At 70.1% G+C, this 18,515-nt stretch carries 15 protein-coding genes; 8 read left to right on the top strand and 7 right to left on the bottom strand.

The window, feature by feature from the left end; all coding sequences use genetic code 11:
* Positions 1 to 14 precede the first annotated feature (14 nt).
* The 7 genes from dqs_RS00300 (at position 15) to dqs_RS00270 (ending at position 7,207) form a co-directional block, all read left to right on the top strand.
* A complete protein-coding gene (locus dqs_RS00300) occupies positions 15 to 1,730 on the top strand; it encodes a DUF2300 domain-containing protein (RefSeq protein WP_065339335.1) in 1,716 nt (571 codons plus the stop codon).
* Positions 1,731 to 1,809: 79 nt separating this feature from the next.
* On the top strand, positions 1,810 to 2,700 hold the full coding sequence (locus tag dqs_RS00295; RefSeq protein WP_236778714.1) for a YfaP family protein: 891 nt from the start codon (positions 1,810 to 1,812) through the stop codon (positions 2,698 to 2,700).
* Complete coding sequence (locus dqs_RS00290) at positions 2,678 to 3,433, top strand: YfaP family protein (RefSeq protein WP_065339333.1); 756 nt, start codon at positions 2,678 to 2,680, stop codon at positions 3,431 to 3,433. Before dqs_RS00295 ends, dqs_RS00290 begins: the two co-directional genes overlap by 23 nt.
* 65 nt (positions 3,434 to 3,498) lie before the next feature.
* Entirely contained in the window at positions 3,499 to 4,425 is a 927-nt protein-coding gene (locus tag dqs_RS00285; protein WP_065339332.1) for an alpha/beta fold hydrolase, read from the top strand.
* A 123-nt stretch (positions 4,426 to 4,548) separates the two neighbouring features.
* Positions 4,549 to 5,343 carry a 5-oxoprolinase subunit PxpB gene (gene pxpB, locus dqs_RS00280; protein ID WP_065339331.1) on the top strand — a complete coding sequence of 265 codons (795 nt, stop codon included), beginning with the start codon at positions 4,549 to 4,551 and terminating at the stop codon, positions 5,341 to 5,343.
* On the top strand, positions 5,340 to 6,440 hold the full coding sequence (locus tag dqs_RS00275; protein ID WP_065339330.1) for a 5-oxoprolinase subunit C family protein: 1,101 nt from the start codon (positions 5,340 to 5,342) through the stop codon (positions 6,438 to 6,440). Before pxpB ends, dqs_RS00275 begins: the two co-directional genes overlap by 4 nt.
* Positions 6,437 to 7,207: a LamB/YcsF family protein gene (locus dqs_RS00270; RefSeq protein WP_065339329.1), complete on the top strand. Its 771-nt coding sequence runs from the start codon at positions 6,437 to 6,439 to the stop codon at positions 7,205 to 7,207. The genes dqs_RS00275 and dqs_RS00270 overlap by 4 nt, the downstream gene beginning before the upstream one ends.
* Before the next feature lie 309 nt (positions 7,208 to 7,516).
* Here the strand turns inward: dqs_RS00270 and dqs_RS00265 are convergent, their stop codons facing one another.
* On the bottom strand, positions 7,517 to 8,110 hold the full coding sequence (locus tag dqs_RS00265) for a DUF1134 domain-containing protein (RefSeq protein WP_011763779.1): 594 nt from the start codon (positions 8,108 to 8,110) through the stop codon (positions 7,517 to 7,519).
* 351 nt (positions 8,111 to 8,461) lie between these two features.
* Positions 8,462 to 9,223 (bottom strand): glucose 1-dehydrogenase, encoded by a 762-nt coding sequence (locus dqs_RS00260; RefSeq protein ID WP_065339328.1) that lies wholly within the window; start codon positions 9,221 to 9,223, stop codon positions 8,462 to 8,464.
* 188 nt (positions 9,224 to 9,411) lie between these two features.
* On the opposite strand from dqs_RS00260, the gene dqs_RS00255 reads away from it, so the two are divergent.
* Positions 9,412 to 10,323 carry a helix-turn-helix domain-containing protein gene (locus dqs_RS00255; protein WP_011763777.1) on the top strand — a complete coding sequence of 304 codons (912 nt, stop codon included), beginning with the start codon at positions 9,412 to 9,414 and terminating at the stop codon, positions 10,321 to 10,323.
* A 30-nt stretch (positions 10,324 to 10,353) separates the two neighbouring features.
* Here the strand turns inward: dqs_RS00255 and dqs_RS00250 are convergent, their stop codons facing one another.
* The 5 genes from dqs_RS00250 to dqs_RS00230 all read right to left on the bottom strand — a co-directional run bounded on the left by dqs_RS00250 (position 10,354) and on the right by dqs_RS00230 (position 18,509).
* Positions 10,354 to 12,558, bottom strand: coding sequence for an OsmC domain/YcaO domain-containing protein (locus dqs_RS00250; protein ID WP_065339327.1), 2,205 nt, complete (start codon positions 12,556 to 12,558; stop codon positions 10,354 to 10,356).
* 129 nt (positions 12,559 to 12,687) lie between these two features.
* Entirely contained in the window at positions 12,688 to 13,497 is an 810-nt protein-coding gene (locus dqs_RS00245; protein WP_084018117.1) for an SDR family NAD(P)-dependent oxidoreductase, read from the bottom strand.
* Between the two features lie 5 nt (positions 13,498 to 13,502).
* Positions 13,503 to 15,929 carry an efflux RND transporter permease subunit gene (locus dqs_RS00240; protein ID WP_065339326.1) on the bottom strand — a complete coding sequence of 809 codons (2,427 nt, stop codon included), beginning with the start codon at positions 15,927 to 15,929 and terminating at the stop codon, positions 13,503 to 13,505.
* Positions 15,922 to 17,079 (bottom strand): WD40/YVTN/BNR-like repeat-containing protein, encoded by a 1,158-nt coding sequence (locus dqs_RS00235; protein ID WP_065339325.1) that lies wholly within the window; start codon positions 17,077 to 17,079, stop codon positions 15,922 to 15,924. The genes dqs_RS00240 and dqs_RS00235 overlap by 8 nt, the downstream gene beginning before the upstream one ends.
* A 74-nt stretch (positions 17,080 to 17,153) precedes the next feature.
* Positions 17,154 to 18,509: a DUF1329 domain-containing protein gene (locus dqs_RS00230; RefSeq protein ID WP_065339324.1), complete on the bottom strand. Its 1,356-nt coding sequence runs from the start codon at positions 18,507 to 18,509 to the stop codon at positions 17,154 to 17,156.
* Between the last annotated feature and the right edge of the window lie 6 nt (positions 18,510 to 18,515).

Raw genomic sequence — 18,515 nt, 5'->3', positions numbered from 1 at the left:
ATCATGCCGCGGCCATGTTTCCGCACCTGTCCTCCGCGTTCCGCCTCCGCCTGCTGGTTGCGCTTGCCTGCGCGCTGCTCATCCGTCCTGCGGCCGCCGCGCTCGATCTCGCCTATCGCGACCCGGCCAGCGGCGAACTGGTGCTGCAGCGCGTGGATGGCGAGGGACGGCCGTTGGCGGGCGCGCAGCCGCCGGCCGCGGTGCCGCTCGGCAGCGTGTGGAAGCTGTTCGTGTTCGCGTGGCTGGTCGAGCACGGGGTGCCGGCCCCGGATTACGCCTGCCGCGCGGGCCGCGGCAGCGACGCCGCCAGCCGTCGCCTGCGCGAGGAGGAAAGCTACTGCTGCGAATCCGGCGGCAGCATCGGCCGCGATGCCGCGTTGGTGGCGTCCTGCGGGCTGTTCTTCGAGCCCGCACGACTGGGCATAGACGCTGCCGATTGGCGCGCGTTCTGGACGGCGCGCGCACCCGCGCTGCCATGGCTGGCGGACCTCGGGGCGCTCGTGCCGGATACCGTGGTGTCCCCCGCCGCGCTGATCGGGGCGCTGGAAGCGGTGCCGCCGCGCGCCCGCGCCGAGGCCGCCAGCGTGCTGCTGGCGCGCGCCTTCGCCCCCGGCGGCGAGGCCGGCGCGGTGGGCGCGCTCGGCGGCCGGCTGCGGGTCAAGACCTTCTCCTGGTACCTGCCCGGCACGCGGACCCGCTATGGCGGCGGCGCCGGCTGGCTGGCGGACGGCACGCCGCTGTGGTTCGGCGGCGCGGGCACCGGGCAGCAGGTGCTGGCGCGCGACGCGGCGGCGCTCGCGGCGGCCTTGCCGGCGGGCGCGGGCAGCCTTGCGCCCGGGTGCGTGGACGTGGCGTTCTTCAGCCGTTATCCGCTGCGGCGGGTTGATGGGGCGGACGGCCGACCGGCGCGCGCGGGCGCGCTGCGCGGCCGCCACGTCGCGGTGTTCGCCAATGGCGTCAGCCTGCCGTTTCGCGCCAGCGGCCAGATGCGGTTGGATCTCGCGGACGGCGCGCCGCGGGTGTACGGCCGCTTCGGTGTGGATGAATATGTGGCCCGCGTGCTCGACCGCGAGGCCGATGCCGGGGAGACCGAGGCCGCGCGCGCGCTGGCGGTGGTGGCGCGCAGCTACCTGTTCAACGAAGCGCGCCGCGCCGGTAACTGCCTGGCGATCGCCGACAGCAGCCGCACCCAGCGCGTGTCGCCCAATCCACCCAGCGCGGCGGCGCTCGCGGTGGCAGGCTTTACCACCGAACTGGTGCTGCGCGGCGCGCCGGTGGGCTACCACCTCGACACGCCGGGGCCGGACCGGCTGGTGTGGCGCGAGGCGGTGGCCGAGGCGCGCGCCGGCGCGCGCTGGGATGCGATGCTGCGCCGCGCCTTTCCCGCCGCCGACCTGGTGGCCGCGCGCGACCCCGCCGGGCTGCCGTGCGAGCGCCTGGAGGTGGCCGAGCGCTGGCTGGCCGAGCAGGTGCCGCGCTGGCGCCCGCAACTGGCCGCGCTGCCCGGCTTCGAGGCCCCGGCGGCGCCACGGGTGTGCCGGCTGGCGTGGGGCACGCCCTTTTCCGAACTGGACCGCGGCCGCATCCACGTGCGCGCGCTGCACAGCGTGGAGGACCGCATCACGCTCGCCCACGAGTACCTGCACCTCGGCCTGCGCCATCACCCGGCCAGCGGCGACGAGAACTGGGTGGAAGGCTGGGCGCGGCGCCTGGTGCTGGGCACCCCGTAATTTGCGGCGACCGGTGCGTGGCGCTTGTCGGCAGCGGCGGCGGGCCGGACAATCGCGCTTTCATTCATTCGATCCGCGTATGACGACAGCCGTATCCGGCGCTGCGGTGCGCGATCTCGCGGGGGCTTCGACCATGACCGCCTTTCCTTCGCCTCCCTGGTGGCGCCTGTGCGTTGCGCTGTGGGCCGTCGCCGCTGCAGGCGCCGCGGCCGCGATGCCGCCGGCCACGCTGGAGGCGCCCAGCGGCGGCTGGAACCGCGGCACGCTCACCGACCACAGCGGCGATGGCGCGGTGGCGTATCCCAATCCGCCAATCGACCGCGGCGTCCAGGCCGGACGCACGCTGATCCGCGGCCGGCTCGCCGCCGAGCATCGCGCGCGCGACGCCAACCGCCGCCCGCGCACGCCGCCCACGCTGGTCGTCAATGGCAATCCGATGCCGCTCTACAGCGACGCCGACGGCCACTTCGCCCGCCCTTACGCCTTCGGCCCCGGCTCCAACAGCGTCGAGATCCGCAGCGCGGACGGGCAGCCGCTGCGCCGCCTGCAGTTCTTCGAGGCCGACCCGGGGCGCCCGCGCGCCCAGTTGCGCGCGATCCTGGCCTGGGACGATGATCAGGCCGAGGTCGATCTGCATGTGCTGACGCCCGACGGCCAGCACGCCTTCTGGGCGCACCCGGTGCTCGCCAACGGCGGCGGCATGGATGTCGACAGCGTCGATGGCGCCGGTCCGGAGATGTTCTCGATGACCGCGCCGCTGCGCGGCCCCTATCAGCTCTACGTGAACTACTGGGGCAACTTTGGCGACGCCGGCTACCACTTCGACGAAAGCACGCGGCAGAAGAAGATCATCACCTGCCGCATCACCCTCGTCTTCCACGAAAACACCCCGCAGGAACGGCGCGAGAGCTTCGTCGTGCCGCTGCGCAAGATCGGCGACCTCACCCATGTCAAAACCGTCATGTTCTGAACGTGCCCTGTCCGCGCTGCTGCTGGCGCTCGCCGCCGCCCCCGCGCTGGCCGAGATCGAGATGCCGGTGGGCGGCTGGCGCCAGGGCAACGCCGAGGCGCCGTACTCGCAGGAGGTGAACTACCCCGCCTCGCGTCCCGCGATCGACGCCGGGGTGCCGGGCGTCGCGCAGATCCGCGGCCGCATCGCCAGACACACCAAGGGTCCGGCCACGCTGGTCGTCAATGGCAACGCGATGCCGCTGGAGGTGGACGAAGAGGGCCGCTATGGCCGCGCCTACAGCTTTGCCACCGGTTCCAACAGCGTGGAAGTGCGCGCCGGCGACGGCCGCCCGCAGCGCGTGCAGTTCTACCAGACCGCCGCCGGCCAAGCCGAAGCGCGCCTGCGCGTGGTACTGAGCTGGGACACCGACGGCACCGACCTCGACCTGCACCTGATCACCCCAGACGGCGAGCACGCCTGGTATGGCAACCGCGCGGTGAAGGGCGGCGCGATCGATGTGGACGTCACCACCGGCTACGGCCCGGAGATCTTCGCGTCGCCGGCGCCGCTGAAAGGGCCGTACCAGATCTGGGTGAACTACTACGGCGGCGGCCGCGGCGAGATGCTGACCACCGCCCGCGTCGCGGTGATCTCCAACGAGGGCACGCCGTCCGAACGGCGGCAGGAGTTCGACGTGCCGATGCGCGCCGCGGGCGAACTGACCCTGGTGCGGCAGTTCGTCTATCCGTGAGCGCTTTGCGGCGGCCGGCGCGGAGGCGATACTCGGCCTCCGTCCCCCGCCGCGAGGATTCGCCAATGTCTGCAGTCACCGAGGTCGCCGCCGCAGCCGATGCCGTGCTGTTTCCCGGCTTTGCCCGTCGCCGGATCGAGGTCGGCGCGGGCGTCTCGATTCCCTGCGTGAGCGGCGGCGACGGCCCGCCGCTGTTGCTGCTGCACGGCCACCCGCAGACGCACGCCATCTGGCACAAGGTGGCGGCCCAACTCGCGCGCCACTTCACCGTGGTGGCGAGCGATCTGCGCGGCTACGGTGACGCCAGCCGTCCGGCGAGCACCGGCGATCACGCCCGTTATTCCAAGCGCGAAATGGCGGCCGATCAGGTGGCGCTGATGCGCGCGCTCGGCCACGACCGTTTCCGCGTGCTGGCCCACGACCGTGGCGCGCGCGTCGCACATCGCCTCGCCGCCGACCATCCACAAGCGGTGAGCCGCATGGTGCTGCTCGACATCGCCCCCACGCTGGCGATGTACGAGCAGACCACCGAGACCTTTGCGCGCGCCTACTGGCACTGGTTCTTCCTGATCCAGCGCGCGCCACTGCCGGAACGCCTGATCGAAGCCGACCCCACTGCCTACCTGCGTGACGTGATGGGCAGCCGCCACGCCGGGCTCGCCGCCTTCGACCCGACCGCCTTTGCCGAATACGCGCGCTGCCTGTCGCAGCCCGGCGCCGCGCACAGCCTGTGCGAGGACTACCGCGCCGCCGCCACGATCGACCTCGAACACGACCGCGCCGACCGCGACGCCGGGCGCCGGCTGGCGATGCCGCTGCAGGTGCTGTGGGGAGAGAGCGGCATCGTGCAGCGCTGCTTCCGCCCGCTGGACGAATGGCGCCGCGTCGCGGACGACGTGCGCGGCGGCACCCTGCCCTGCGGCCACTACATTCCCGAGGAAGCGCCGGCGGAACTGCTGGCCGCGGCGCTGCCCTTTCTGCTGGCGGATTGAGCACCGCCGCTTGCCGGCAGGGCGCCAGGCCGATAAGTTCCGGCGGGTGTCCGTCCCGCGTGTCCTGCTTCCCGTGAATCTCCGTCTTTCCGCCGCCGTCGGCCCGCCACAGGGGAGGCCGCAATGAAGCCGCGCGTGCTCGATGCGGGCGATGCGGCGTTCACGGTCGAGTTCGGCGACGCGATCGAGCCGCGCCTGCTCGCGGCGGTCAATGCGCTGGATGCCGCGATCGCCCGCCTGCAGGCCGATGGTGGCCTGCCGGGGCTGGTCGAGACCATGCCTACCTTCCGCTCGCTGACGGTGTTCTTCGATCCGCTGGTGACCGGCCGCGCTGCGCTGCTGGCGGCGCTGCAGCCCTTGCTGGCGGGCGATGCGGACAGGGCGGCGGCGCCGGGCCGGCGCTGGCGGCTGCCGGTGTGCTACGAGGGTGAGGCGGCGCCCGACCTTGCCGCCACCGCGCGTGCCACCGGGCTGGACGAGGCCGCGGTGGTCGCGCTGCACAGCGGCACCGAATACCGGGTCTACATGCTGGGCTTTCTGCCCGGTTTTCCGTTCATGGGCGACCTGCCGGAACCGCTGCGTCTGCCGCGCCGGGCCGAGCCGCGGCTGCGCGTGCCGTCCGGCAGCGTCGCCATCGCCACCGGCCTTACCGCGATCTACCCATGGGAAAGCCCCGGCGGCTGGCATCTGCTCGGGCGCTGCCCGGTGCCGCTGTTCGATGTCCGGCGTGCCGCGCCCGCGCTGCTCGCGGCGGGTGACCGGGTGGTCTTTGCGCCAGTGTCGGGCGCGGAATATGTCCGCCTGGCTGCCGCGCTGCAGGGCGGCGAAATCGACCCGCAGGAATGGCTGTGTTCCGGAGTGGCCGAGGGGGACGGAACCGCGGCCCCTTCGGCCGCGCCGGAGGGTGGGGCGCGATGAGCGCGGTGCAGCTCGAAGTGCTCGCGCCCGGCGCCTACGCCTCGCTGCAGGACGGTGGGCGGCGTGGCTATCGCCGTATCGGCGTGCCCTGGGCGGGTGTGCTCGACACCCGCCTGATGCGGATCGCCAATGTGCTCGTCGGCAATGCCGAGGGTGCGCCGGTGATCGAGTGCTTCGACGGCGGCCTGCTGCTCGCCGCGCGCGGCGGACCGCTGCGGCTGGCGGTGGCCGGGGACGCGGTGCTGGAGATCGAGCGCGGCGGCGAACGCAGTGCGCTGGCGCCGTGGCGTTCGCTGACGCTGGGCGACGGCGAGTTGCTGCGGCTGCGCCGCATGAGCGGTGGGCGCATCGCCGTGGTTGCGGTGGAAGGCTTGGTGCTGACTCCGGTGCTCGGCAGCGTTTCCACCTATGCGCGCGCCGCGCTGGGCGGCCTGGATGGACCGCTCGCCGGGCGCGCGCTGACCACCGGAATGCTGCTGCCGGTGCAGGCGGCGCGCGCCGGTGGGGAACGCATGCTGCCCCGTCCGCCGTATGTGGAAGAGGGCCCGATCCGCGTCGTGCCGGGCCCGCAGGCGGATCACTTCAGCGCCGCCGCGTTCGCCACCCTGCTGGGCGAGGAATACCGCGTCAGCGCCGAAGCCGACCGCATGGGCCTGCGGCTGGAAGGTCCGGCGCTGGAACATGCCGGTGCGCGCGAGATCGTTTCCGACGCCACCGTGCCGGGCGCGATCCAGGTGCCCGGCAACGGTCAGCCCATCGTGCTGCTGGCCGATGCGCAGACGGCGGGCGGCTACCCCAAGATCGCCACCGTGATCGGCGCCGACCTCGGCCGCCTGGCGGCGCTGCGGCCGGGGCAGGTGCTGCGCTTTGCCGCGGTGACGGCCGGGGAAGGCGAACACCTTGCCCGTGCCGCCGAGGCCGGAACCCGCGCGCTACTCGCCAGCGTGCGCCCGCTCGCGGCCGACGGCATCGACCTCGCCGCGCTGCAGGCGGCCAACCTGGTGAGCGGCGTGGTGCATGCGCTCGCCGCCGAATATCGCCCGCTCACCGCCGCCGCTGACCAGGCCGCTGCGCCAACGCCTCCGGAACCACGATGATGAAGATCAACCTCAACGCCGACCTCGGCGAATCCTTCGGCGCCTGGAAGATGGGCGAGGACGACGCGCTGCTGCAGGTGGTGCGCTCGGCCAACATCGCCTGCGGCTTCCATGCCGGCGACCCGCTGGTGATGCGCAACACGGTGCGGATGGCGCTCGCCGCCGGCGTCAGCCTGGGCGCCCATCCGGCCTATCCCGACCTGCAGGGCTTCGGCCGTCGGCCGATGAAGATGGCACCGGCCGAACTGGAAGCGGCGGTGATCTACCAGCTCGGCGCACTCGCCGGCATCGCCGCCGCCGAAGGCGGCCGGCTGAGCCATGTGAAGCCGCACGGTGCGCTCAGCAATCAGGCCTGCGAGGACGCCGAACTCGCCGCCACCGTGGTGCGCGCGGTGCGTGCCTTCGACCGCGAGCTGATCCTGCTGGCCCCGGCCTTATCCGAACTGCACGCCGTCGGCGAGCGTGCCGGGCTGCGGGTAGCGGCAGAGATCTTTGCCGACCGCGCCTATACCGACGCCGCCACGCTCGCTGCGCGCACCCAGCCGGGCGCGGTTATCCACGACCACGACGAGGTCATCGCCCACGTGCTGCGGATGCTGGACGCGGGCGGCATCGTCGCGCAGAGCGGCAAGGTGATGAAGACGGCGATGCACAGCGTCTGCGTGCATGGCGACACCCCCGGCGCGGTGCAGAGCGCGCGGCGACTGGCGGAGACCTTGGCAGCGAAGGGGTGGGAGTTGGTGGGCCTGCCGGAGATGGGGGAATGAGTGGTGCGGTCCCCGCCTCTTCAGCGGCCGAGGCGAGGGGCTGAGCGGTCCGCTGAGGTGTAGCCAACGCCAGGGGGCAGGAGGAGGCGCGAGCGCCGCACCTGGCCCCATCCCACGCCCCGACAACTCCGCTTCGCTCCACCGCTGCGGCGGCGCCGAGCCAGCTCGGCCAAGCCCGCCAGCCACCCCTTGAAGAGCGGGGGCGACCGGCGGGCGGTGACGTCCGCGCTTCGCTGCCGCCGTACCGGGGCAGAGCAGGACTCACCGGGCGGCCGGCGGCTCCACAGGGCGCCGGTCAGGCCGCACGTCCTAGAGCGGATTCAGGGTCTTGGTGGGCGTGTAGTGCATGTAACCCACGCTTGCTCCGGTGCGCAGTCCCACCCCCACGCGGATCGGTGCCAGTACGATGTTGTCGCGCTGCTGGTAATTGATGCCGGCGCCGGCCACGTAGTACACGCTGCCGTCGATGCCAGGGAAGCGCTGGTAGATGTCCTGCGTACGGGGCAGGTTATAGACCAGGATGAACACTTTCGAGGCGTTCGCGCCGACGTCGAAGCCGATCGACGGACCCTGCCAGTACACCTTGGCGGAGCCGCCCTTCTTGAGAGTCAGTGTGCCGTCGCCGTAGCGCAGGCCGACGCCCACTGCGCCGGCGATTTCCTCGCCCTTGATGTAGCCGTTGGGGCGTCCCTGTTCGTTGAACGCCTTCTCGATGACCTTGGCGAGGCCCTCGGTGGTTTCGCCGAAGAACTCCGCAGCATCCTTGATGATGGAGTCCTTGTCGTAGGTGCTCGCGTCGTCGCCCGCGGCGACGGCAGGAACTGCGAAGGCCAGACCCAGCGCCGCAATCAGCGCCAGAACCCAAGAATGACCGGACCGGACAGGATGCGTGGGCGTGAACATTCTCGTCTCCTTGCTTGTTGGTCGAGGCTGCACTCCGGGCCACCGGCTCCAGGTGCGGCCCGTCTGGCGGCCCGTCTGGCAGGTCGACCGGGCGTGTGCAGCGGTGTTCACTGCGGGATGTGGCCGAATGTTTCTGTGGGCGCGGCATCGCGGGATACGCTCCGCATGGCCGGTGCTAGCCGTGCCGGCATCGAAGTCACCCGACCCGCTCCAGCGCCCAAAAAAACGCCCGGTGACAACCGGGCGAAGTGGAGGGGGCACCAGACCCCTGATCACCATTGAAGACAGCCGGCCATCCCCGGGTGCGATGCGCGCGATACCCGGGTGTCGACCTCCGTCCGATCCAGACGCTTACGCCACCGTCAGTCCGCCGTCGGCCACCAGCGCGTGGCCATGCACCAGCGAGGCCCGCGGCGACATCAGCCACGCCACCGTTTCGGCCAGTTCCTCCGGCGTGCCCATGCGGCCGATCGGCTGCAGCCTGTTCCATTCTTCCTCCGCGCCCGGCTGGCCGGCGATCACCTGGTCCACCATCGGCGTGCGGATCACCCCCGGACACACCGCATTCACCCGCACGCCGCGGCTGCCGTATTCCAGCGCCGCGGTCTTGGTGAGGCCGATCACCGCGTGCTTGGTGGCGCAATACACCGACAGCCCCGGCTTGCCGACGATGCCGCCGACCGAGGCGGTATTGACGATGGCGCCGCCGCCGCGCGGCAGCATCAACTCGATCTGGCGCTTCATGCCGTACCACACCGCCTTCAGGTTGATCGCGATCAGCGCGTCGAAGGCGGCTTCCTCGTGATCGGCGAGCGCCACGCCCGGCCCCGGAATGCCGGCGTTGTTGAAGGCGCCGTCCAGCCGGCCGAATTCGGCGATGGCGAGGTCGTGCAGCGCGTCCAGTTCGGCCAGCTTCGCCACGTCGGTGCGCACCGCCAGCGCGCGGCCACCGGCCAGGGTGATGCGGTGCGCGGTGTCTTCCACCGTGTCCAGCTTGAGGTCGCTGGCGATCACGATCGCGCCTTCGCGCGCCATCAGCTCGGCCGCCGCGCGGCCGATGCCGGAGCCGGCGCCGGTGACGATCACCACCTTCTGTTCGAGCATGCCCTGCATCTGTGTCTCCTGTCCTTGTGCGGCCCGCGCGGGGGCCTTGTGGTGCTGCGCACTGTAGCCGGGCGGCGCGGCGCGGGCGCCGGCGGCGGATAACTTTAGCGATATCTGCAAAGTCGCCCGCTGTAATTGGAAAACGGCGCGCCTACAATGGCTTGCATAACAAAAGCGGTACCCCTACGGAGGAGACAATGACGGGAGTGTTTGCATCGACCCCGCAGCTCATCGCGCGCGCCACCGCCTCTGCGCCGGACTACGTGATGGAAGGCCACAACGGCGACATCTTCGGCGCGCGCTGGAACCACCCCGCCGGCGAATCCCAGCTGCGCCGCAACGCCGAGCATGTGCTGGTCTATCACCTGTCGGGCAACACCGACGTCGAGCGCCTGCAGCAGGGCGTGGTCACCGGCTTCCGTTCGCGCGTGGGCTCGGTCACCTTCATGCCGCGCGATTCCGAATCCGACTGGCGGCTGGGCGGCAACACCCAGGTCATCCACCTCTACCTGTCGCAGGACCTCATGGACGCCTTCGCCCGCGACACGCTGGAGCGCGACGCCTGTCCGGAAATCGACGATTTCTTCGCGGTGAACGACACCTGGCTGGACGGCTTCTTCCGCATGCTGGCCAGCGAGGCGCCGCCCTCCGCCGGCGCCGGCACCCGTCTGGAAACCCTGGTGCTCGACCAGATCCAGAGCCTCTTGGTGCGCCACCTCGTCACCCGCTACGCGCGCGAGCGCCGCGCCGACACCGAACGCGCGCTGGTGCGCGGCGGCAGCGGCAGCCAGCTGCGCCAGAGCGTGCTGAAGAAGATCACCGCGCTGATCCACGAACGCCTGCACGAGGACATCTGCCTGCAGGACCTGGCCGACCTCGCTTGCATCTCCAAGGACCACTTCCTGCGCGCCTTCCGCGACACCGTCGGCCAGACGCCCTACCACTACGTGCTGTCGCAGCGGCTGGAACGGGCGCGGGCGCTGCTAAGGGAAGAGCCGAACCTGCCGGTGGCGGAGATTGCGCGACGCTGCGGGTTCAAGAACCTGAGCCACTTTTCGGCCACGTTCAGGCGGATGACGGGCGTGAGCCCGAAGGGCTATCGGGGCTGAGCGCGGGGCGGGCGGGTGCCCGCCCGACGCTCAAGCGGGGGCGGACGCCCGCCGGGCCCGCGCGGTGTGCAGCTTGCGGTAACTGTCGATCAGGCGCTGGTGGCGGTCGAGCCCTTCCAGTTTCATGCTGGTCGGGGTCAGGCCGAAGAAGCGGACGCTGCCGTCCACCGAGCCGAGTACCGCATCCATGCGCGCGTCGCCGAACATCCGGCGGAAATTGACGACGTAGTCGTCCAGTTCCAGCGCGTCGTCCAGCACCACCTCCAGCACCGCATCCAGCGCCTGGTAGAACAGGACGCGCTCGACCGTGTTCTCGTTGTACTGCAGGAAGGCCTCCACCCCCTCCTTTGCCGCCTCGAATTGCTGCAGGGCCAGATGAATCAGCAGCTTTAGCTCCAGGATCGTCAGCTGACCCCAGACGGTGTTCTCGTCGAACTCGATCCCGATCAGGGTGATGATGTCGGTGTAGTCGTCGAGTTCGCTGTCTTCCAGGCGTTCAAGCAGGGCTTCCAGGCCCGCGTCGTCGAGCCGGTGCAGGTTCAGGATGTCGGCGCGGAACGCCAGCGCCTTGTTGGTGTTGTCCCAGATCAGGTCTTCCACCGGATAGATCTCGGAATAATCCGGCACCAGGATGCGGCAGGCGATGGCACCGAGCTGGTCATACACCGCCATGTACACCTCCTTGCCCATGTCTTCGAGAATGCCCAACAGCCGCGCGGCTTCCTCGGCATTGGCGTTCTGGCCCTGGCTGGAGAAGTCCCATTCGACAAAATCGAAATCGGCGCGGGCGCTGAAGAAGCGCCACGACACCACGCCGCTGGAGTCGATGAAGTGCTCGACGAAGTTGTTCGGCTCGGTCACGGCGTTGCTGTTGAAGGTCGGCCGGGGCAGATCGTTGAGGCCTTCGAAACTGCGACCCTGCAGCAATTCGGTCAGGCTGCGTTCGAGCGCCACCTCCAGGCTGGGATGGGCGCCGAACGAGGCGAACACGCCGCCCGTATGCGGGTTCATCAGGGTGACGCACATCACCGGATAGGTTCCACCCAGCGACGCATCCTTCACCAGGACCGGAAAGCCCTGTTTCTCCAGCGCCTCGATGCCGGCCAGGATGCCCGGATATTTCGCCAGCACCTCGGGCGGCACATCCGGCAGCGCCAGCTCGCCTTCCAGGATTTCGCGTTTCACCGCCCGCTCGAAGATTTCGGACAGGCATTGCACCTGCGCCTCGGCCAGGGTATTGCCGGCACTCATGCCATTGCTGAGGAACAGATTGTCGATCAGGTTGGACGGGAAATAGACCACCGCGCCGTCCGACTGGCGCACATAGGGCAGCGCGCAGATGCCGCGCCGGACGTTGCCGGAATTGGTGTCGTACAGGTGCGACCCGCGCAGATCGCCGTCGGGGTTGTAGATCTGCAGACAGTAGTCGTCCAGCAGCCCGGCCGGCAGCGCATCGGCCGGACCCGGCTTGAACCAGCGTTCATCCGGGTAGTGGACGAAGGGCGCGTTGGCGATGTCCTCTCCCCAGAACTGGTCGTTGTAGAAATGATTGCAGTTCAGGCGCTCGATGTACTCGCCCAGCGCCGAGGCCAGTGCGCTTTCCTTGCTGGCCCCCTTGCCATTGGTGAAACACATCGGCGAGTGCGCATCGCGGATATGCAGCGACCACACGTTGGGAACCAGATTGCGCCACGACGCGATCTCGATCTTGATGCCCAGGCCCGCGAGCACCTCGGACATATTGGCGATGGTCTGCTCCAGGGGCAGATCCTTGCCCGCGATATAGGTGCGGTGGGCCGGGTCCGGCCTCAGGGTCAGCAGGGCCTGGGCATCGGCATCCAGGTTTTCCACCTCTTCGATCACGAACTCCGGCCCGGTCTGCACCACCTTCTTCACGGTGCAACGTTCGATCGAGCGCAGGATGCCCAGACGGTCTTTGGCGGAGATGTCCTCGGGCAGCTCGACCTGAATCTTGAAGGTCTGCTGATAGCGGTTTTCCGGATCGACGATGTTGTTCTGGGACAGACGGATGTTGTCGGTGGGAATGTTGCGCGTGTTGCAGTAAAGCTTCACGAAGTACGCCGCGCACAAAGCGGAGGACGCCAGAAAGTAATCGAACGGCCCCGGCGCCGAGCCGTCGCCCTTGTAGCGGATGGGCTGGTCGGCGATTACCGTGAAGTCATCGAACTTGGCTTCGAGACGAAGCTTGTCGAGAAAATTAACCTTGATTTCCATGGGGTAATTCCGGCGCCGTGTTCAAAACGAGTGGGCGCCATTATCGTTGTTTCGCGCCGTGATCGCCGACCGGCGGTGTGCGCGCCGGCCGCGGTCGAAACCCCATGGCCCTGTAGCACGCGCCGCCCCTCACCCGAAATGCGACGGCGCAATCCCCGCCGTCTGCCCGCCGTCGACGAACAGTTCCGTCCCGGTCACCATCGCCGCCGCGTCCGACGCCAGATACACCACCGCCGCCGCGACATCCGCCGGCTTGGCCAACCTTCCCACCGGCACCAGCCGCGCCATCGCCTGCACCATCGCTTCCCGGCTCCCATACAGCGCCGCGATCGGGTCCAGCATTTCGCTATCCACATAGGTGGGATGCACCGCGTTGCAGCGGATCGGGTAGCCCTTGTGGGCGCAGTACAGCGCTACCGATTTGCTGAGCATGCGCAGCGCGCCCTTGCTGGCGCAGTAGCCGCCAAGGTCGGGCGCGGCGTGGGTGGCGGCGATGGAGCCGACGTTGATGATGGCGCCGGGGCGGCCGCTGCCGGCCATGGCGCGGATGGCGTGCTTGCAGCCGAGGAAGGGACCGGTGGCGTTGACCGCCATGAGGCGGTTCCAGTCGGCCAGCGCCAGGTCCTCGAAGTCGCCACCCAGGCCGATGCCGGCGACGTTGGCGAGGATGTCGAGGCGGCCTTCGGTGGAGATGACGTAGTCGAGCGCGCGGCACCACGCCGTTTCTTCGGTGACGTCCAGGTGCACGAAGCCGGCGGCGGCGCCGATGGCGTCGGCGGTTTCCCAGCCGCCGGTTTCGTTGATGTCGGCGACGATGACGCGGGCGCCCTGCGCCGCGAGCGCGTGCGCGGTGGCGCGGCCGATGCCGGAGGCGCCGCCGGTGACGAAGGCGACGCGGCCGGTGAGGTCCATCAGACGGGTTTCGATCGTATTGGTCATGGTGTTCAGCTCCTTTGCGCGTCGGCAAGGCGAAGATGGGGTTCGGGGTGTCGGGGGGTAGCGGTTGCCGCTGCCGGCCCGGCGGCGGGCAGCAGCAGGCGGGCGAGCGCGGGCAGCAGGACCAGTGCGCCGACCATGTTCCACAGGAACATGAAGGTGAGCAGCAGGCCCATGTCGGCCTGGAACTTGATGTCCGAGCCGATCCAGGTGAGCACGCCCACCGCGAGGGTGAGGCCGGTGAAGGCGACGGCGCGGCCGGTGGTGGCGACGGTGAGCAAATAGGCTTCGGCCAGCGGCAGGCCGCGGTCGAGGCAGGACTGCAGGCGGTTGTAGATGTAGATGCCGTAGTCCACGCCGATGCCGACGCCGAGCGCGATCACAGGCAGGGTGGCCACCTTCACCCCCAGACCCATCCACGCCATGATCGCCTCGCACAGCACCGAGGTGATGTAGAGCGGCACCACGATGCAGATGGTCACGCGCAGCGAGCGGAATTCGATCAGCAGCAGCAGCGCGACGATGGCATAGACCAGCATCAGCATGGTGCGCTCGGCGTCGCGGATGACCTCGTTGGTGGCGGCCTCGATGCCGGCGTTGCCGCCGACCAGGGTGAAGCGCACCTTGTCGGAGTCGTGGCGCGCGGCGAAGTCGCGCACGGTGGCCATCACCGCCGACAGCGTGGCGGCCTTGTGGTCGTTCAGGTACACCACGAAGGGCGTCATCGCGCAGCCGTTGCCGATGTATTCCTTGGGCGTTTTCTGGAAGGCGCCGCCGAGCGCGTACTTGTTGCGGCTGATGGCGTACCACTTGGGATTGCCTTCGTTGTTGCCGGCCAGCACGCGGTAGGCGAAGTCGGACATCGACACCGTGCGCTGCACGCCGGGCACCCGCTCCAGTTCGGCGGCGAGCAGGTCCATGCCGGCCAGCACCTGGTAGTCGCGGCAGCCCTGCGGCGGGGTTTCGGCCATGACGACGAACACGTCGGTGCTGGTGGCGTAGTGCTCCACCAGGAAGGCGGCGTCGCGGTTGTAGCGCGAATCGGTGCGCAATTCGGGCGCGCCGGGGTCGAGGTCGCCGATCTGCAGGTCGCGCGCGCCCCAGTAGCCGAGCGCCAGCAGCGCCGCGCCGGCCAGCGTCACCACCACCGCCGGGCGCGGCTGGGCGCAGCGCGCCACCTGCTGCCACAACCAGGGCAGGTGATCGCGGCGGCGGCGGGCGTGGGCGACCGCGGCGGGCGACACGCCGGTCCACGACATCAGCACCGGCAGCAGGAACATCTTGCTGAAGATGATGACCGCCACGCCGATGCTGGCCGAGATCGCCAGTTCCTGGATGACGCCGATGCGGATGACGAGCAGCGTGGCGAAGCCGACCGCGTCGCACAGCAGCGCCACCGTGCCGGCGACGAAGAGGCTGCGGAAGGAACGCTTGGCGGCTTCCACCTTGTCGGCGCCGTCGAGCGCGGCGTTGGCGGTGGCGTTGATGTTCTGCACCGCGTGGCTGATGCCGATGGCGAAGGTGAGGAAGGGCACCAGGATGGAGTACGGGTCCAGCCCGTAGCCGAGCAGCCGCACGATGCCGAGCTGCCACACCACCGCGATCAGGCAGCACACCAGCGTGGTGAGAGTGCTGCGCAGGCAGCGCGAATACCAGAACAGCAGCGCGGCGGTGAGCACCAGCGTGAGCAGGAAGTAGCCGAGGATGGGCACCGCGCCGGCTATCAGTTCGCCGATGACCTTGGCGAAGCCGACGATGCGGATGCCCACCGCCTCGTTTTCGTAGCGGGCGCGGATGCGTTCTTCCAGATCGCTGGCGAAACGGCCGTAGTCCAGGCGTTCGCCGGTTTCCGGATTGCGCTCCATCAGCGGCACCAGCACCAGCGCCGAACGCAGGTCGTTGGCGACCAGGGTGCCGACCTCGCCGGAGCGGAAGACGTTGGCGCGCAGCTGTTCGATGGCGCGCGCCGAGCCGTCGTAGCCGTCGGGGATGACCGGGCCGGCCTCGAAGCCTTCGGCGGTGACTTCGCCCCACATCACGTTGGGCGTCCACAGCGAGCGCATGCCGGCGCGATCCACGCCGGGGATGTAGAAGACCTCGTCGTTGACCTTGCGCAGCACCTCCTGGAATTCGGGGTCGAAGATGTCGCCCTTGCGGTTCTCCACCACCACCCGCACCACGTTGGAGAGGCCGCGCAGGTTGTCCTCGTGGGCGAGGTAGTTGGCGATGGCCGGGTGGTGGGTGGGGATCATCTTCTCGAAGCTGGCGTCCGGCCGCAGGCCGAGCGCCACCCAGCCGAGCCAGACGGTGAGCAGGGCGAAGACGGCGACGGTGGCGGCGCGGTGGCGGAACAGCGCGCCTTCCAGCCGGCGTTCGAGGCGTTTGAGCAGGCCGCCGTGCGGGGCGCGGGTAGCGGTGACGGTGGTTTCACTCATGGCGGCCGGCTCCTGCGGTGGCGGTTTCGATCCGGGCGAGGCCGCCCCAGCCGGCCAGCACCCAGCCGTCCTTGCCGCGCGACGCGGCGGTGAGCGGGCGGCCGTCGCCGGCGGGCAGGGTTTCGAAGCGCTCGCCGGCCAGGCGCAGGCGGACGCCGTTGTTGCCGACCAGTTGCAGTTCGCTGCCGGCCAGCGCGGCGCCGTAGAGCGCGCTGCGGGTGCCGCTGTCCAGCGCCTGCCAGCTGGCGCCGAGGTCGGTGCTGCGCAGCACCGCGCCGTCGAAGCCGTAGGCCAGCGTGGCGCTGCCATCGGGCAGGCTGACGAGGCCGTAGAGCCCGCCGTCGGCGAGATCCGCCTGGGCCTGCCAGTGCGCGCCCGCATCCGAGGAACGCAACACCAGGCCGCGTTCGCCGGCGATCAGCAGCACCTCGGGCGCGGGCGAGGCGACGGCGTAGAGGTGCAGGTCTTCCGGGTTGGGCAGGCGGTCGGCGAACAATGTCCAGTGTGCGCCGCCGTCGGTGGTGGCGAAGGCCATGCCGAAGGCGCCGACGGCGTAGCCTTCGCGCGCGTCGCGGAACCACACGCTCATGAAGGGGCGCGAGGGGCCGAAGCCGGCAGTCTGCTCGATGCCGGCCAGGCCGTCTTCGGCGGCGGCGAGCACGTCTTCGGCGGCTTCGCGTTGTGGCGCGGGTGCGGCCTCCAGCGCGGCGCGCGCGGCTTCCACCCGCGTCTGCGCCCACGCCAGCATCTGCGCGTTGGCCTGGTTGCCGTCGAACTGGCGGACCCAGCTCGCGCCGCTGTCGCGGCTGTGCAGGATCACGCCGTCGTGGCCCACCGCCCAGCCGAGCTGCGGGGTGGGGAAGTGCAGCGCGGTGAGCATCACCGCTACCGGCACCGCGGCCTGAGTCCAGCTGTGGCCGCCGTCGTCGGAATAGACGATGGTGCCGCGCGTACCGGCCGCGACCAGGCGGTCCCCGGCGGTGACCAGGCTGTTCATCAATTGGGCGGCGGCGCGCGGGCTTTGCGGCGCGGCGGTTTCGAGCAGGTCGATGGGCGGCGCGGCGGCGGGCCGCGGCGCGAGGCCGGCACTGGCCGCGGCGGCGACCAGCACCGCCGCCGCGGCCAGCGTGGCGAGGGGAAGGCGTGTCATCTTGGGTGTCCCTGTGGGCGGGGCGGCGGCGGTGAGATCCGGCGCCGCCCGCTGTGCGCGGTCGTGGCCGCTGCTTACTTGGTACCGCTGCGGCGCAGGGCGTCGGGGTCGAAGTCCGCGCGCCGCGCCTTGGCGCCGAAGCGCCACGGGCCTTCCTCGTTGCTGAGGCCGGCGACGTAGTAGCGGCCGTCCTGCAGGTCGTACATGTTCTCGAAGGCGTAGTAAGGCAGCGGCAGGTCGTAGTACTGCATCAGCTGCGCCTCGCCCACGCGCCAGAGCTGGCCGCGGCCGTCGTACTGTTCCTTGACGGCGATGGTCCAGCTGTCCTCGTCGAGGTAGAACACCCGTTTGCCGTAGATGTGGCGCGCGCCGTCCTTCAGCGTGGCTTCCACCACCCACACCCGGTGCAGCTCGTAGCGGGTCAGCGCCGGGTCGAGGTGGTGGGGCTTGACCACGTCCTTGGCCTTGAGCTTTTTCGAGTGGATGGCGTAGCTGTTGTAGGGGATCAGCATTTCGCGCTTGCCCACCAGCTTCCAGTCGTAGCGGTCGGTGGGGCCGTTGAACATGTCGTAGTCGTCCTCGGTGCGGGTGCCTTCGGAGAAGCTGCCCGGCGAGTCGTAGATGATCTGCGGCGCGCGCCGCACCCGGCGCAGGCCGGCGTTGTACACCCAGGCGAGGCGGCCGTCGCGGGCGAAGTCGAGCGGCTCGTGCACCATCACCACCTCGCCGGTGACGTCGGCCGGGGAGTACATGCGCGCCATGAAGTACCAGAAGCGGTTGTCCTCCTGGCGGTCCATGTTCTGCGCGAAGATCCAGCTCTCATCCACGCCGTAGGCGTTGAAGCTGCCGTTGGGATTGACCGCGCCGATGAGGTGGCGGCGCTCGATGCCGCCGGCGCGCGAGCGCACCTGGTGGTTCCAGATCGCTTCGAGCCCGTTCTTGGGAATCGGGAAGGGTGCGGCGCTGCGGTCCCAGTTTTCCAGCCCGGTGCCGCTGGCGGTGACGGTGATCCTGCCGGCCTGTTCGCGGATGCGGTCGTACTCCGCCTGCGGCAGCGCCGCGCTGCGGTGGGTGGGATAGACGTTGAGGCGGTAGGTCTCCGGGTAGCGCTTCAACATCGCGATATGGCCGTCGGAGAGCTTGTCCTTGTGCTGCTCCCAGTTCTGCGCCGTGATGGTGTAGAGCGGCTTTTCGTCGGCATAGGGGTTGGCGTGGCCCTGGGCGATGTCGAAGCCGGCGGGCGGCTTGGTGAGGCCGCCGGTCCACGCCGGAATGGTGCCGGCGGCGTTGCCGGCGCGTTCAGCGCCGAGCGGGGTGAGGTCCTTGCCGAGGCGGGCGATTTCCTCGGCACTCATCGCCGCGTGGGCGGCGCCGGCCGCGAGCGGCAGCAGCAGGCTCGCCAGGCGCAGGGCGGGGTGAAGTCGGGTCATGTCGGT

Origin of the sequence: Azoarcus olearius (assembly GCF_001682385.1) — a bacterium.
In the GTDB taxonomy this organism is placed as follows: Bacteria; Pseudomonadota; Gammaproteobacteria; order Burkholderiales; family Rhodocyclaceae; genus Azoarcus; species Azoarcus olearius.
The sequence above is the reverse complement of the archived record's forward strand: the minus strand, read 5'-3'. Positions and strand labels throughout refer to the sequence as shown.